Origin of the sequence: Aeromonas sp. R7-1 (genome assembly GCF_040908115.1) — a bacterium.
Lineage (GTDB): Bacteria > Pseudomonadota > Gammaproteobacteria > Enterobacterales > Aeromonadaceae > Aeromonas > Aeromonas caviae.
Map to the genome: position 1 here is coordinate 1 of NZ_JBFODD010000065.1, position 14108 is coordinate 14108.

15 protein-coding genes are annotated in these 14108 nt (G+C 55.6%); 6 read left to right on the top strand and 9 right to left on the bottom strand.

The genetic code is table 11. The features are described 5' to 3' along the window. The 6 genes from AB5Y51_RS20620 to AB5Y51_RS20645 all read left to right on the top strand — a co-directional run. Window positions 1–735 (top strand): flagellin (locus AB5Y51_RS20620; protein WP_368179114.1); only part of this gene is annotated, 735 nt, incomplete at its 5' end. A 41-nt stretch (window positions 736–776) separates the two neighbouring features. Next, on the top strand, window positions 777–1235 hold the full coding sequence (locus AB5Y51_RS20625) for a flagellar protein FlaG (RefSeq protein ID WP_225315744.1): 459 nt from the start codon (window positions 777–779) through the stop codon (window positions 1233–1235). A gap of 31 nt (window positions 1236–1266) precedes the next feature. Further along, window positions 1267–2664, top strand: coding sequence for a flagellar filament capping protein FliD (gene fliD, locus AB5Y51_RS20630; protein ID WP_191967237.1), 1398 nt, complete (start codon window positions 1267–1269; stop codon window positions 2662–2664). 20 nt (window positions 2665–2684) lie between these two features. Further along, entirely contained in the window at window positions 2685–3107 is a 423-nt protein-coding gene (fliS, locus tag AB5Y51_RS20635) for a flagellar export chaperone FliS (protein WP_042015966.1), read from the top strand. Between the two features lie 50 nt (window positions 3108–3157). After that, window positions 3158–3430, top strand: coding sequence for a hypothetical protein (locus tag AB5Y51_RS20640; protein ID WP_151027608.1), 273 nt, complete (start codon window positions 3158–3160; stop codon window positions 3428–3430). Next, entirely contained in the window at window positions 3430–5535 is a 2106-nt protein-coding gene (locus AB5Y51_RS20645) for a 6-hydroxymethylpterin diphosphokinase MptE-like protein (RefSeq protein ID WP_368179117.1), read from the top strand. Before AB5Y51_RS20640 ends, AB5Y51_RS20645 begins: the two co-directional genes overlap by 1 nt. 73 nt (window positions 5536–5608) lie before the next feature. Here AB5Y51_RS20645 and AB5Y51_RS20650 read toward each other — a convergent pair whose 3' ends face one another. Genes AB5Y51_RS20650 through pseB form a run of 9 tightly spaced genes read right to left on the bottom strand, consistent with a single transcriptional unit; the run spans window position 5609 to window position 14077 of the window. After that, the gene (locus tag AB5Y51_RS20650; RefSeq protein ID WP_323882231.1) at window positions 5609–6274 is read right to left on the bottom strand and encodes a class I SAM-dependent methyltransferase; all 666 of its coding nucleotides are present in this window, start codon (window positions 6272–6274) and stop codon (window positions 5609–5611) included. 11 nt (window positions 6275–6285) lie between these two features. After that, entirely contained in the window at window positions 6286–7335 is a 1050-nt protein-coding gene (pseI, locus tag AB5Y51_RS20655; protein WP_080767979.1) for a pseudaminic acid synthase, read from the bottom strand. Window positions 7336–7338: 3 nt separating this feature from the next. Beyond that, window positions 7339–7890: a UDP-4-amino-4,6-dideoxy-N-acetyl-beta-L-altrosamine N-acetyltransferase gene (gene pseH / locus AB5Y51_RS20660; protein WP_042015970.1), complete on the bottom strand. Its 552-nt coding sequence runs from the start codon at window positions 7888–7890 to the stop codon at window positions 7339–7341. A gap of 14 nt (window positions 7891–7904) precedes the next feature. Then, entirely contained in the window at window positions 7905–9059 is a 1155-nt protein-coding gene (gene pseG / locus AB5Y51_RS20665) for a UDP-2,4-diacetamido-2,4,6-trideoxy-beta-L-altropyranose hydrolase (protein WP_362778034.1), read from the bottom strand. Further along, entirely contained in the window at window positions 9060–10349 is a 1290-nt protein-coding gene (locus AB5Y51_RS20670) for an aminotransferase class III-fold pyridoxal phosphate-dependent enzyme (RefSeq protein WP_042015973.1), read from the bottom strand. Further along, window positions 10346–11101 carry an NTP transferase domain-containing protein gene (locus tag AB5Y51_RS20675; RefSeq protein WP_124245085.1) on the bottom strand — a complete coding sequence of 252 codons (756 nt, stop codon included), beginning with the start codon at window positions 11099–11101 and terminating at the stop codon, window positions 10346–10348. Before AB5Y51_RS20675 ends, AB5Y51_RS20670 begins: the two co-directional genes overlap by 4 nt. After that, window positions 11098–11943 (bottom strand): aldo/keto reductase, encoded by an 846-nt coding sequence (locus AB5Y51_RS20680; RefSeq protein WP_201934572.1) that lies wholly within the window; start codon window positions 11941–11943, stop codon window positions 11098–11100. The genes AB5Y51_RS20675 and AB5Y51_RS20680 overlap by 4 nt, the downstream gene beginning before the upstream one ends. Further along, entirely contained in the window at window positions 11934–13076 is a 1143-nt protein-coding gene (gene pseC, locus AB5Y51_RS20685; RefSeq protein ID WP_266135967.1) for a UDP-4-amino-4,6-dideoxy-N-acetyl-beta-L-altrosamine transaminase, read from the bottom strand. Before pseC ends, AB5Y51_RS20680 begins: the two co-directional genes overlap by 10 nt. Continuing rightward, complete coding sequence (gene pseB / locus AB5Y51_RS20690) at window positions 13073–14077, bottom strand: UDP-N-acetylglucosamine 4,6-dehydratase (inverting) (RefSeq protein ID WP_266135968.1); 1005 nt, start codon at window positions 14075–14077, stop codon at window positions 13073–13075. The genes pseC and pseB overlap by 4 nt, the downstream gene beginning before the upstream one ends. Window positions 14078–14108 lie beyond the last annotated feature (31 nt).

Below are 14108 nucleotides of genomic sequence, written 5' to 3' on the forward strand. Positions count from 1 at the left end.
TCCCAGGTAAACGGCCTGGACCAGGGCAACCGCAACGCCAACGATGGCATCTCTCTGGCGCAGACCGCTGAAGGGGCCATGGACGAAGTGACAGGTATGCTGCAACGCATGCGTACCCTGGCGCAACAATCTGCCAACGGCTCCAACTCCGCCAAAGATCGTGAAGCTCTGCAGAAGGAAGTGGATCAGCTGGGGGCGGAGATCAACCGTATCTCCAAAGACACCACCTTTGCCGGTACCAAATTGCTGGATGGCAACTACAGCGGCAGCTTCCAGGTCGGTGCGGATGCCAACCAAACCATTGGTTTCAGCCTCTCCCAGGCTGACGGTTTCAGCATCTCCGGCATTGCGGCTGCAGCCAACACGACGGTGGATGTAGGTACTGTCATTGGTACAGCCATCAACGTTACCGCCATCTTTGCTGCCGGTAGCTCTATCAGCATTAGCACTCAGAATGGTGCTCAACAGGTTCTGGCTGCTGCTGATGCCATGTTGGGAGTAGTGGACAGCAAGCGTGCAGAGCTGGGTGCGGTGCAGAACCGTCTGGACTCCACTATTCGTAACCAGGCCAATATCTCGGAAAACGTGAGCGCAGCACGTTCCCGTATCCGCGATGCAGACTTTGCGACAGAAACCGCCAACATGACCAAGCAGAACATCCTGCAACAGGCGGCTTCCAGCATCCTGGCCCAGGCCAACCAGCGTCCGCAGTCTGCACTGCAACTGCTGGGTTAAGCGGGCCGTAACGTCAACATCATTGATATGAGGAGCAGCAGATGGGCAATGAATCGATAGCCATGCCTTCTGTTTCTTCGACGCTAACTCAACATGGCGGCCCTCAGGCCGCCATGCCTGCTTCTTCATCCGTTGCGGGTGGACATGATGTGGCCGAACAGAAAGGCGTCGAGTCGGCAGCCAAGGCATCGCAGGAGCCACCGACACACATCAAGGCAGTCAAGCCGAGCATTGACAAGGCCTATATAGAAAAACAGGCCCAAGAATTGCAGGAACGCTTGGACAACTTGAGCAAGATGAAGGGATGGACAATCAACTTCAGTCTGGTTCCCGAGCTGGAGCAGCCGGTCATCAAGGTCATTGATGTGGATACCAAACAGGTTATCCGACAGATCCCGAGTGAAGAAATGCTCTTGATGAACAAGAGGTTGCAGGCCATGGAGCAGGCAGGGAACACCCTGCCAAGTCTCTCCGGGCTGTTGTTCGATGGCCAGGTGTAACCTGATATTTTAAGTCGATAGACAGGAGGATGTGATGGCAATTACTTCAGCAGGGGCGGGGTCTGGACTCGATCTTGAAAGTGTGATCTCGGCGAGTGTTGCAGCGAAAAAAGCTCAATTGCAACAGCCGATCATTACCAAGCAAAACAGTACCCAGATCTCCTTGTCCGGTATCGGTCAGCTGAAATCCTCCATCTCTGCCTTTACCGACATTCTTGATAAACTGAGTGCGCCAGGTGCGTTCAACAAACGTGCCATCAACATCACCCAGAGCAAAGATGACCCCATTTTGAAGGTGGAGAGCAAGTCTGGTGCTTCCAACGGTCAATACAACATCATCGTCAATAAGTTGGCGGAAACGAGCCGCCAGGAGGGGATCTTCGACAGTTCGACCACCCCTCTGGCGACTCAGGATGGGCAACTGACCTTCAAAGCGGGTGACAAGACGTTCAAGGTTGATGTGAAGGCTGGGGACACCCTGCAAGATATCCGTAAAAGCATCAACAGTAATGGCGATAACTTCGGCCTGAGTGTCAACATCGTAAACACGGCTGATGGCAAGGCCAAGCTGGTGATCGACTCCGGTATCTCGGGAGACGGCAAGGATTTGACCATCACCGGCGATAACGCCGAGCTAGGGGTCTTCGAAGCCGGTGGCGGTGTGATGAGCCAGACCCGGGCAGCCAGCAGTGCCGAGATTAACGTGGATGGCAACGTCCTCAAGAGTGATACCAACACCTTTGATGATTCCATTCAGGATCTCAAGGTGACGGTACTTCGCGTGTCGGATAAAGACAGTGCGGGGGATCTCAAGGCAAACAAGGTCGATATCACGACCGATAAGACCTCCATTCAGGAGCTTGTCCAGCAGTTCGTTGATGGTTACAACACTCTGCAAGACAAGATGAATTCCCTGGGCAAACGCAACACCTTCGTGGGTGGTGTGAAGCAGGACGATGGCGGTGCCCTGGCCGGTGATTCCACCACCCGAGCGATCGAGTCTTTCATGAGCAACCTGCTGGTCAGCCCTTCTCAGAACAGCGGTACTTATTCCACCGTCTTTGAGATTGGCATCAAGATGGACAACAAGGGAAAACTGTCCCTCGACAAGACGAAGTTCGGGGAAGCTGTCGACAAGAACTTCGATCAGGTGGTGGCCCTGTTTGGGGGAGAGAAGGGGCTGGCATCTACCCTTAATTCCGGCCTGAAAGAATATACCAAGAGCGGCGGTATGCTTGCGCAACGAGAAGATGTCCTGAATTCGGATTTGCGTGCGCTGACCCAAAAAACGGCGACGGCCAATGCCCAGTTGACGAAGTATGAAGCGGCATTGCGCGCCCAGTACGGCAGTCTGGATGCCTTGTTGGTCAAGATGAACAGTTCTGCTTCTGCATTGGCAACATTGCAGACGAGTTATCAGAAGTCTTGATAGATCGAGAGTGTTGAATTATGTACAAGCGCAATATCAAAGCATATACAGCGGGTAATTTGGCGGCCGATCTGGCCACTGCAGACCCTCACCGTGTCATCCAGTTGATGATGCAGGGCTGCCTGGAGCGACTGGCTCAAGCCAAGGGAGCCATTGAGCGCAATGACATGGAGGCCAAAGCCACTGCCGTCTCCAAGGCACAAGGATTGCTTCACGGGTTGCAGGATGCGCTGGACATGAGCCAGGGGCGCATGGCGGAGGATCTGTATGGGCTTTACGCCTATATGGATGAACGGGTATGGGATGCCAGTCTGAACCGGGATACGGCGCCTCTTGATGAAGTGATGACTCTGATGCTGACCATCAAGTCAGGCTGGGATCAACTGCCTGAATCCGAAAAACACCAAGGTTATCAGATGAGACAGCAGTTGGGTGAGCTGTGAGCTCCAGGCTTACCGTGCTCGAAGAGGCACTGGACGAGAATGCCCGCCTCATGGAGACGCTGTTGCGGCAGCAGCAATATGATGATGCCTTGCAATGCATGGATGACAGGCTTGTCTTGATCGATAAGCTGGTCACGCTGGCCAGCGGCGATGCGGCAGAGCAACAGGCGGTAGCCGCTCTGGCCGTCAGATTGTCCGTTCAGGAAGAGGCCATGAAAAACCTGGCCGCCACTCATCATCATGCCATTTTCGAACAGTTGACCCTGTTCGGAAGAGCCAGCAAGGCCGGTCAGGCCTATCGTGTGAACAGCAAGGAGTTCTGATGTCGCTCAATGTCGATTCCGCCCTGATGCAAGCTGAGCAGGATGCACTGCGACTCCAGCAGCAGGCGGAACAGGAAGCCGCCATGGCAGTGGCGTTGCCGCTGAGATTTGAACAGAATATGGCGGCATTCCGTCGATATATTCCCCATATCGCCGATACCTATGAGCGCTATCAACCCGCTCGCCCGTTCAGGTTCTTCTGCAACGAGAATGGTCAACCCAATCTTGAGTGGCTAGATGATGGCGTTGCCGTCTACGGCAACGAACCCTACCTCATCTGTGAGACCCTGGTCACCGAGTTCATGGAGAAAGGGGGCCTGTCCAAGTTCTCCTTCAGCCAGGAGGCAAATCCCCTTGGCTTTATGCATGTCGAGTATCTCAACAAGCTGAATGCTTACCTTGACGATATTTCTGAGACGGAGACCCAGCTTGAACATGTACCCAATGAGGTCCCCAGTGCCCTGGTGTTTGGCGTCGGTCTCGGGTACCACCTTGGCTATCTCTATGAAAGGTGCAAGATCGGCACTCTGTTCCTCTTCGAGCCGGATCTGGATCTCTTTTACGCCTCCTTGTACTGCTTCGACTGGGCACCTTTGCTCGATTACCTGCATCAGGAGAACCTGGGGATGCAGATCCTGCTGGGACAGGATGAAGAGAGCATCGTCAAGGATTTCGCCTCTGCCATTCACAGCCGTGGCTCCTTCCTGATTGCCAATGCATTCATCATGTGGGGCTATCAGAATGAGAAGATCAAAAAGCTGATCGAAAAGGTGCAGCAAGAATATTTCTTGCTGGTGATGGGGTGGGGGTTCTTTGACGACAATCTGATCGCCCTGTCTCACACCATCAACAACATCGAGCGCGGAGTCCCGTTCCTGCAAAAAGATCGGCGGGTCTCGCCCCAGTATCAACGAACCCCTGTTTTCATCGTCGCCAATGGTCCGTCTCTGGATGATGCCATTGCTGTCATAGAACAGAACAAAGACAAAGCCATCATCATTTCGTGTGGCAGCGCCATTTCTGCCTTGCACAAAGTGGGCATCAAACCGGATATTCACGTCGAGACGGAAAGAACCAAGGTCGTTTATGATTTCCTGGTGAACCTGGATGATCCTGAATATCTGCGCGATGTGCTGTTCCTGAGTACCGATGTCATTCATCCTGACTGCGCGACGCTGTTCAATACCTCGGCACTCGCATTCAAACTCAGTGAACCTGGCGTCGTGCTTTATCGAAATTATTTCCCCGGTTTACAACCTTGTGCGGCCCTGGGAGGGGTGAACCCCTTGGTCGGCAACATCGGTGTCAGTGCTCCCATCCACCTTGGCTTCAAGCATCTTTATCTCTTCGGTCTGGACAATGGGTACAAGCACAAGGGGCATCACCATTCCCGGCTCAGCTCTTACTACAACAATGAAGAGAGTGCCGGAACCCTGGGTGAGATGATGTATGGCGACAGCCAATGGCGGCGAGAAGGGAATTTTGGCGGTATGGTCATCAGCAACGCCATGTTTGATACCTCCCGCCATGTCATGGAGCAAGCACTGGCGGCCAATCCCGATGTACAGTGTTTCAACTGTAGCGATGGCGCCAAAATAACCCATACCAGAGCCTTGCCCAGCGTTGAAATCAGCTTCTCCCAGCGCGTTGACAAGACGGCGTTGCTGGGAGAAATCGCATCGTTGTGCGTCCCTATTCCACTGTCCAAAGAAGACTTTTCTTCTCTGCTCGATGTCGAGTTCTTCAATATCTTTATCGACAAGATGATGGAAGAATGGCAGCAGCCGTTCACGTCGCGCAACGAAGTGAACCAGTTGATGTTGCGCAACTTTGGTTACCTCGCCCAGATTGCCGCCACACGGCAGCAGCATATTACCCAGACCATGGTCGGCTCAATGAACTATGTGTTTACGCTGTTGAGCTCCATTCTCTATTCGTTCGAAGGTGAAGAGAAAACCCTGCAACTGATGAAGCCCGCCATCGCGTTGTGGCTGGAGTTTCTCGGGAAGGTGAAGGCGATGTATCCAAGAGCGCTCGACAGTGTGGACATGATAGATAACGAAGTGATGGCATTGTTCAGAAAAAAAGCGGGTAGCAAGGTGTGAATCTTCCCCGGAAGGGGTTATACAAGCCATGAGCCTTGCACGAAGAAAAATACCGACCCAGGGTCGGTATTTTTTATCTTTTTGGATAGGGGTTCTGCGCTGCGAGCAACCTTGCATCCTTTCGCAAGATTTGCACGGAGATTAAGGCATCCGGTTCCATTTCTGCGCTACCGTCGTGATGCTGTACATGTTCAAACAGACGGTGGTAACCCGGATGCCAACCAAACAGCTCCCCATAGTTCATCTTGTAGCTGAATAAATGGGCATGATGTTGATAGTCGTTGCGATAATGTCCTGCCGGCGGGTTGAAATCCAGTATGGTCATCAGGCCCCGATCGGCCAGTAGCGCATCGCTGCCAGCGGCAATCTTGAACAAGTCTTGGGGATCGCACAGATAGAGGCAGAAGCCGAAGATGATGAGATCGACAGGTTCTATATCGGGCAGACTGTCGGCCGTTCCGACTGCAAGGTGCAACCCGGGATAGCGTGTGCTCCCGTCTTCAATGGCGCTGGCCGAAGGGTCCACCCCATAGCATCGGGCACCGTAGTGCTCGGCCAGCTGCGCCAGCCGCCAGCCGTTGGCACAGCCTATCTCCAGGATCCTGGCTGGTCTGCTGCCCAGATATTCCAGCGCCTTGAAGATGGGATCATTTGCCAGAGATTTATCGAGGATGGCGGCCTTGTTGCGCTTATACCACTCATTCCCTTCGTGGTCCATGAAGACGTTCTTCTGATGCATATGCCCTTCCATTATTTAAAAACGTCGTTGTTTACCGGCGTGTTTGCCAATATAGGTTGAGTAACAGTTTTTCCTATCACATCAGGAAGATATTTGGGCGCCAATCCAAAGCCAGGACGTACACTGCGCACCGCATCTGCCGTGATGGTTTCTCCCACCTGCAGGTCTTTGACAAAATAGAGAGAGCGCCGAAATTTTACATTTCCCACTTCGCTGGATTTTCGGCTGTAATCCACTTGACCCAGTGCAGACCATGCTGTTCTGGCACTAATACATAGTTGCTTTAATTCTGTCGGCTCCAGCGAAAAACTATCGTCAGGACCACCGCCATTGCGATCCAGAGTAAAATGTTTCTCAATGACCGATGCTCCCAAGGCAACACTGGCAATAGCTGTTGTATTGTCGAGCGTATGATCGGATAACCCAGTCACTAATCCGAAGCGCTGCTGCATATCTAGCAAGGTGCGCAAGTTGTAATCTTCAGCCGGAGCAGGATAACCACTGACACAGTGAAGTATGGCTAATTCTTTGCAGCCACCAGTTCTCGCCGCCTCAATCGCATTTTCAATTTCTTCCGCGTTTGCCATGCCCGTCGATATGATCATGGGTTTGCCTGTGCTTGCGACATAGCGGATCAATGGTAGGTCAATTGCTTCAAAAGAAGCAATCTTGTAGGCAGGCGCATTGAGCTCTTCTAGGAGATCTACCGCGGTGGTGTCAAAAGGAGAGCTGAAAATTGTAATACCGATTTTACGGGCATGCTGAAATAAGGGAGCATGCCATTCCCAAGGTAGCTGAGCCTCTTGGTAAAGTTGATAAAGACTCTTACCGCGCCAAAGCCCTTCATGGATTTGAAATTCTGGGGAATTGCTGTTAAGAGTAATGGTGTCTGCTGTATAAGTCTGTAATTTTATAGCGCTAGCACCAGCATGCTTAGCCTCTGTAATTAAGCGGAATGCATTATTTAGATTGCCATTATGGTTAGCAGACATTTCTGCTATCACATATGGAGGAAAATCAACACCAATGCCAACATCATTAATAAATATTCTTGGTTTCATATGCTATCTGCTCCTGAATGCTGTTATTCTTTCTAGTTGAGCAGTTCTATTGGATTCCCATTGGGTTTTTAAAATAGCCAGTCTATGAACGTTGATAAACTCTCCATTAGTAAAGCGCTGATCCTTAAAAACCCCCTCAGTTTCAAAGCCAAACTTGTGGTGTAAAGTAATTACAGGGCGATTAAACTCTAATACCTCACAGTATAGTTTGTGTAAGCCAAGCGTAATGAATGCTAGGTCGAGCATCAGAAACTCCATCTTAGCTCCAGATCCTCTCGGTGCTGAAGGTGATGTGTAAAATGCCCAGGCTGAATTTTTATTACTCAAGTCTATATTGTTAAATGATGTTATGCCACATGGCTGCCCTTCGTATTCATACATATAATATCTTTGGTCTTGACGGAGTTTAGTTTTCTCCCACCAAGAATAATGCTCTTCACGCGATATAATATGCTGAGTGTACATATTACCTCTTACTTTTTGCTCGTTACGCCAAGCGAGCATTATATCAAGTTCATTTTCTCTAACATTTCGTAATACACCAAGAGAATCCATGGCAAAATTCCCATTTAAGTAGATATTATTTTGTCTGAAACTAACCAGACTCCTAAACCATCTGTAATACTACTGGCACAACTTGTCATTGCAGTGCTAGTTCCTGGTGCTGTAATAAATTCATTAACCCAATGTGTAATGTTTTTTTCCATATTTCTTTCTTGCATACACACAGCCGCTCCAGCCGACATTAAATTGTGTGCTGCTTCTTGTTGGTTGTCTGCAATTATCATCATCAATGTAGGTAAACCGAGACAGCATCGCTCCCAAGATGTACTACCCGCAGCACCGATCGCCAAGTCACTACTCGCCATAAGTTGCGCCATATTGTTAGCATTAACCAGTACTTCGGTTGGCCAGTGTAGAGTTGCAGCGAGATCTTCAATCTGTGTTAGCCATGGGGCCTTTGGTCCCATTACTACAAGGATCCGACAATCGTCAGGCAAGGGGGCACAGCGTAATGCATTCAACACTTGGCTAGTTACATTAAGCTTGTCGACACCCCCCATAGTGATCAGAACCTGTTTTAACACCGGACGCTGGCGCCGCTTTAGAGAGTATTCTCGTAATTCAGCAAATTCTGGGCGAAGCAATGCATAGCGTGGGCCGATCAGGAGTTGGCAACCGGGTGGGACATGCTTTCGGTAGTCATCGAGCTGGCGGCCCAGATTCTGGTCGAGCAGCAGATCGCAATCGTGAGGACGATCCGCAAGGTCATCGATCACCATGATTCGACCGACATAATTACGGAGCCTGCTTTCCCAGTGGGCGTCGAGAGCGTAGTGGTCGACAATCAACCATGCTGGACACAGCTCGGCCAGAATTACATGGGTTTGTGCAGCATCCAGCATCCTGCTGCATCCAAGCCAGCTCGCATGTGCAGGTGAGGATATGTCCGCAGAGCCTTGTTCTGGCTCGGCGACTGTGTCAAGCAGATGGCAGTGGTGCCCACGGGTACGGATAAGCTCAGCCAGGTGTCCTGGATGCGCACGGCAGATAAACCAGCACTCAGCCCCTTTCTCACTCAATGCATCGGCTAGGGTCAGACAGCGCATTACATGGCCTGAACCGATCTCCAGCGATGCATCGGTACGAAAAACAATCCGCTGGCCGTCTAGCCTCATGCTATCCGATGCTGTGCGTTGAGTCTGCGGCATATCTGGTTGCACTCAGCGCACCTTGAATACCGGCTGGATAGGCTCGCCATCCAGGGCCTGATGGATGGCCTTGCTCGCGTCCAGACGGATAAGCTCCGGCAGGACTTCGGCATAGACGGCCAGCAGGGTTCGAATGTCCTCTTCACTATGGGCAAGGTTCAGGTTGTGGCTGCCAAGGCTAAGGATGCCACGCTTGCACAGCTCCTGCATTAAATAGCTCTTTAACTGCCAGCTTGTGTGGTTGGTTGAATCACCTGTCAGTAAGAAACACCAACTGGGGTGGCCGGCGCTTTGCAGCCAGCCTGGGGCATCCAGCTTTTGCAACAGGGCGTTGAGCCCATCGAGCAGTTGCTGGCCCCGCTCGGCCAGGCGAGTGGGCACGTCGAGCCGACGCATCTTGCCGATCACGGCGTTGGCCGCCGCCAGGGCGATGGCATCGCCGCCGAAGGTGCCGGAGAAGAAGATGTCCTCCATGCGGCGCATGTACTGGCGGCGGCCCACTACGGCGGAGATGGGGAAGCCGTTGGCCATCCCCTTGCCGAAGGCGGCCAGATCCGGGGTCACCCCGAACAGGGTCTGGGCGCCTCCTAAATGATTTCTAAAACCTGTGATGGTCTCATCGAAGATGAGCAGGGCGCCGTGCTCGTCGCACAGCTGTCGCAGACCGGGCAGAAAGTCCGGGGCGGGCCAGGCGACGTTCATGGGCTCCAGGATCACGGCGGCAAACTCGCCGGGATGGGCTTCCAGCTGGGCCTTGAGGGAGGCCAGATCGTTGTAGTCGAAGCGATGGGTCAGCTCGCGTACGCACTCGGGCACCCCCAGGTGGCGGGTGGTGGAGCCTATGTACCAGTCCTGCCAGCCGTGGTAGCCGCAGACCGCGACCCGCTCTTGCCCTGTCACCGCGCGAGAGAGGCGGATGCAGGCGGAGGTGGCATCGGTGCCGTTCTTGCCAAAGCGCACCATCTCGGCGCAGGGAATCAGCTCGATCAGCTGTTCCGCCACCTCGGTTTCCAGCCGATGGGGAAGGGAGAAGATGGAGCCCAGGTTGAGCTGCTCCAGCACGGCCTGGTTCACCTCCGGATCGCAGTAACCCAGGCTGATGGCCAGCAGGCCGCTGGCAAAGTCGAGATACTCGTTGCCATCCACGTCCCACACTCTGGCACCCTGGCCGCGCTCGATAAAGAGCGGGGCGGCGCCGTAGGGGAAGCAGAGGCGGCTCTTGGAGAAGGTCTGGGACCCTAAGGGAATGCTCTGCTCGGCCCGGGCTGAGAGGGTCAGTGAATGCTGATACCGTGAGGTCATGAGTGGTTCTCCTTGGCCAGCGATCGCGCCAGCCCCTCATTGCGTTGATGTTGAGTGTTCAGGGTCGCCAACTGCGGCTCACGAGCCAGCAGGGCGAGAATGTCGTCGGTGGCAAAGGCCGGGTTTGACGGGTAGAGGCGCTGATATATCTGCTCAACCAGGGCGAAGTCGGCGGGCTCGTCCACCGTCCAGCGCAGGTGGGCTAGGCTGGGGGTGCGGCTAAGTGCCCCTATCTTGAACTGATCCGCATGCTGGCGGATGTAGTAGGTGACGTGCTCGCGCTGGGTCGGGGTGTGGGCGTACTCGGCCAGCAGCGCCAGGGTGGCGACGCTCATGATCTCCGCGTCCAGCCCATCAGGGTAGCTGGGATCCCAGCAGTTGCTGCTGTAGTCGTAGCCGCCGGCCAGATGCAGCTCGATCAGCTCGTCGATAAGGGCGGGATCCGCGAGGGGGCAGTCGCCGGTGAGCCTGACAATCTGGCTGGGGCCAAAGGGTTGCGCCGCCAGATGAAAGCGTTGCAGCACGTCGTCCAGGGGGCCGCGAAAACAGGGAACATCCAGTTCTGCGCAGAGCGCCGCTATGGCCAGATCGTCGGCCTGGTCACTGGTGGCAACCACCAGCTGATCCAGCCTGGTCGAGCGTTGGAGTCGCTCTATCTGGCGGGCGAGCATGGGGGCGCCGAGCAGAGGCTTGAGCACCTTGCCAGGCAGCCGGCTGGAGCCGGCTCTGGCCTGCAGGATACCGAGGATCATGATCTACTCCACATGGCTGGGTTGATGAGACCGGGCTCGTCGCAGGCGAGGGCGGCCAGCTCGTCGTCATGGCACGGATGCAGATGGGCATAGGTCGAAGCTATGGCCGCCAGCTCATGGGCATGACAGACCCCCACCACGAAGCGGCTGACCTGGGGCAGGGCCGGGATCAGGGAGAGCGCCTTGTGGAGCGGGGAGAGATGGGGATGCCACTCATCCAGCCGCGCCAGTGGTTCACCGAAGGTGTCGAAATACGCGGGACGAAGCTCCGGTTGCATCAGCAGCAGGCCTTGCAAGAAGAGGGAGCGCACGTGGATCTCACACCCCTGAGCCTGCAGCCGGTCGAGCCAGCCTGAGCGCAGGAAGCGCTGATCGAGCAGGTTGGCGGGGAGCTGCACCAGCTCCAGCGGATAACCCTGCGCCAGCCAGAGTGCCAGCTCCTCGGGGGAGTAGACGGAGACCCCCACTTTGCCCACCTTGCCCTGTCGCTGCAGCTCTGCCAACTGCTCGAACAGGGCAGGGCTGGCATCCTGGCTGCGGTGCAGCAGCAGGCCGTCCAGCCTGGTGCGTGCCAGCCGTTGCAGGCTGCCTGCCACCGAGGTGGCGATCTCTACGGCCTGGATGCCGGGGGCCAGCTTGTTGATCAGCTGGAAGTCGGCGGTGTGATGGCTGCCAAGCCTGATCTCGGACTTGCCGTAGGCCTGGGCCGTGTCCAGGGTATTCACACCCAGCTTGCGGGTCAGGGCCAGGATGGCATCGAGTTCGTCATCAGCAACCTCGCCAGCGTGGTTGCTGATGCCGTAATCGAGCCCGAACTGCACCGTCCCCAGGGCTAGGCGCATAGTATCCGCTCCAGGGCCTCGATGACCTTGTCCTGCTCGGCCGATGAGAGGGCAGGGAACAGGGGGAGGCTGATGGCATGCCGATAGTAGGCCTGGGCGCCGGGGTAGGCTGCGGGATCATGACCCAGCTCGCGATAGTAGGGCTGGGCCGGGATGGGCATGTAGTGGACGTTGACGCCGATCCCCGCCTCCCTTAGCCGGGCAAACACCCGATCCCTGTCGGTGACCCGGATCACATAGAGGTGATAACCGCTGCGCCTGTCATCCATTTGGCGCAGGGGTTGTACCGGCAATTGGGTCAGCAGCTCGTCGTAGCGGGCGGCCAACTGCTGGCGCCGGTCGATAAACAGGGGCAGGCGAGCGAGCTGGCTTGAGCCCAGCGCCGCCTGGATATCGGTCAGGCGGTAGTTGAAGCCCAGCACCTGCTGCTCGTAGTACCAGTCACCCGGACTGGCAACGCTCAGTTGCTCTGGGTCCCGGGTGATGCCATGGCTGCGATAGAGGCGAAGCCGTGCGGCCAGCTCGGCACTGCGGGTGGTCACGGCTCCCCCTTCCCCCGTGGTGATGGGTTTCACGGGATGGAAGCTGAAGACGGTCATGTCGCTGTGGGCACAGTTGCCGATGGGTTCACCCTGATAGCTGGCCCCCAGGGCATGGCAGGCATCCTCGATGAGGCGAACGCCATATTGTCGGCACAGGGCGCCAATCTCGGCGAGATCGCAGGGTTGACCCGCCAGATGGACGGCGACCAGGGCTTTCGGTTGGCGGGGGCTGCCCTGGACGCCTTGCAGTTTCGCGCGCAGCGCCGCCACACAGAGGTTGCCGGTCTCGGGCTCCACGTCGACGAAATCCACCTGGGCGCCGCAGTAGCGGGCACAGTTGGCGGAGGCGACGAAGCTGATGGCGGAGACCCAGACCCAGTCGTCCGCGCCCAGTTCCAGCGCGGCGCAGGCAAGGTGCAGGGCCGTGGTGCCGTTGCTGCAGGCGATCACATGGGGGGCTTGGCAATAATCGGCCAGTCCCTGCTCAAAGGCGGGGACCATCTGACCTTGTGTTAGATAGTCCGACCTCAGGACGGCAACGACGGCATCGATATCTTCATCTGTGATGGATTGGCGTCCATAGGGGATCATTCGGCTAGCACCTGCTGGTTCATGGTTTTCAATTCCTCTATCGACAGGAAATGGCGATTATTGAGGGAATTGTATTCGAAGCCGGGCTCGACCAGGGTCGCCTGCTCCCCCAGGGCATTGATCGCGAAGTCATTGTTGCGACTCGTGAAGGTGATGCTGGGGGCGATGACGTAATAGTCCTTGAACTCATAGGTATGGTAGGAGTCGTCGGCCGGGCACATTACCTCGTGCAGCTTCTCCCCCGGGCGGATGCCGATGACTTCCTGGGGCAGCTCGGGGGCCATGGCGCTGGCGAGATCCGTGATGCGCACGGACGGGATCTTGGGAACGAACACTTCCCCCCCCTTCATGCGGGCGAAGTTGGTCAGCACGAACTCCACCCCCTGTTGCAGGGTGAGCCAGAAGCGGGTCATCTCCCCATGGGTGATGGGCAGACTGCTGGCCCCTTCCTTGATCAGGCGATCGAAGAAGGGCACCACAGAGCCGCGCGACCCCACCACGTTGCCGTAGCGCACCACGGAGAAGATGGTCGGATGCTTGCCCGCCATATTATTGGCGGCCACGAACAGCTTGTCGGAGCAGAGCTTGGTGGCGCCATAGAGGTTGACCGGGTTGGCGGCCTTGTCGGTGGAGAGGGCGATCACCTTCTCGACCCCGTTGTTGAGCGCCGCCTTGATGACGTTTTCGGCGCCCCCGACGTTGGTCTTGATGCACTCCATGGGGTTGTACTCGGCGGCCGGCACCTGCTTGAGGGCGGCGGCATGGACCACGAAGTCCACGCCGTGCATGGCCATGTTGAGCCGCTCGGCATCGCGCACATCGCCGATGAAGTAGCGCATGCAGGGATGGTTGAAGCGCTGCTGCATCTCGAATTGCTTGAGTTCATCACGGGAGTAGACGATCAAACGGCTCGGTGTGTACAGGGAGAGGACAGCCTCGATGAACTTCTTGCCAAAGGAGCCGGTACCCCCGGTGATCAGGATCGTTTTGCCGTTGAACATATCATAGTCCCGTTATGGAGTGAGTATCTGT

Coding starts and splice junctions, on each gene's coding strand:
- pseB (WP_266135968.1), bottom strand. CDS start 14,077: ATGTTCAACGGCAAAACGATCCTGATCACCGGGGGTACCGGCTCCTTT.
- fliS (WP_042015966.1), top strand. CDS start 2,685: ATGTACAAGCGCAATATCAAAGCATATACAGCGGGTAATTTGGCGGCC.
- AB5Y51_RS20675 (WP_124245085.1), bottom strand. CDS start 11,101: ATGATCCTCGGTATCCTGCAGGCCAGAGCCGGCTCCAGCCGGCTGCCT.
- AB5Y51_RS20640 (WP_151027608.1), top strand. CDS start 3,158: ATGGAGACGCTGTTGCGGCAGCAGCAATATGATGATGCCTTGCAATGC.
- AB5Y51_RS20645 (WP_368179117.1), top strand. CDS start 3,430: ATGTCGCTCAATGTCGATTCCGCCCTGATGCAAGCTGAGCAGGATGCA.
- AB5Y51_RS20650 (WP_323882231.1), bottom strand. CDS start 6,274: ATGCATCAGAAGAACGTCTTCATGGACCACGAAGGGAATGAGTGGTAT.
- pseC (WP_266135967.1), bottom strand. CDS start 13,076: ATGATCCCCTATGGACGCCAATCCATCACAGATGAAGATATCGATGCC.
- AB5Y51_RS20670 (WP_042015973.1), bottom strand. CDS start 10,349: ATGACCTCACGGTATCAGCATTCACTGACCCTCTCAGCCCGGGCCGAG.
- pseH (WP_042015970.1), bottom strand. CDS start 7,890: ATGGATTCTCTTGGTGTATTACGAAATGTTAGAGAAAATGAACTTGAT.
- AB5Y51_RS20625 (WP_225315744.1), top strand. CDS start 777: ATGGGCAATGAATCGATAGCCATGCCTTCTGTTTCTTCGACGCTAACT.
- AB5Y51_RS20680 (WP_201934572.1), bottom strand. CDS start 11,943: ATGCGCCTAGCCCTGGGGACGGTGCAGTTCGGGCTCGATTACGGCATC.
- pseI (WP_080767979.1), bottom strand. CDS start 7,335: ATGAAACCAAGAATATTTATTAATGATGTTGGCATTGGTGTTGATTTT.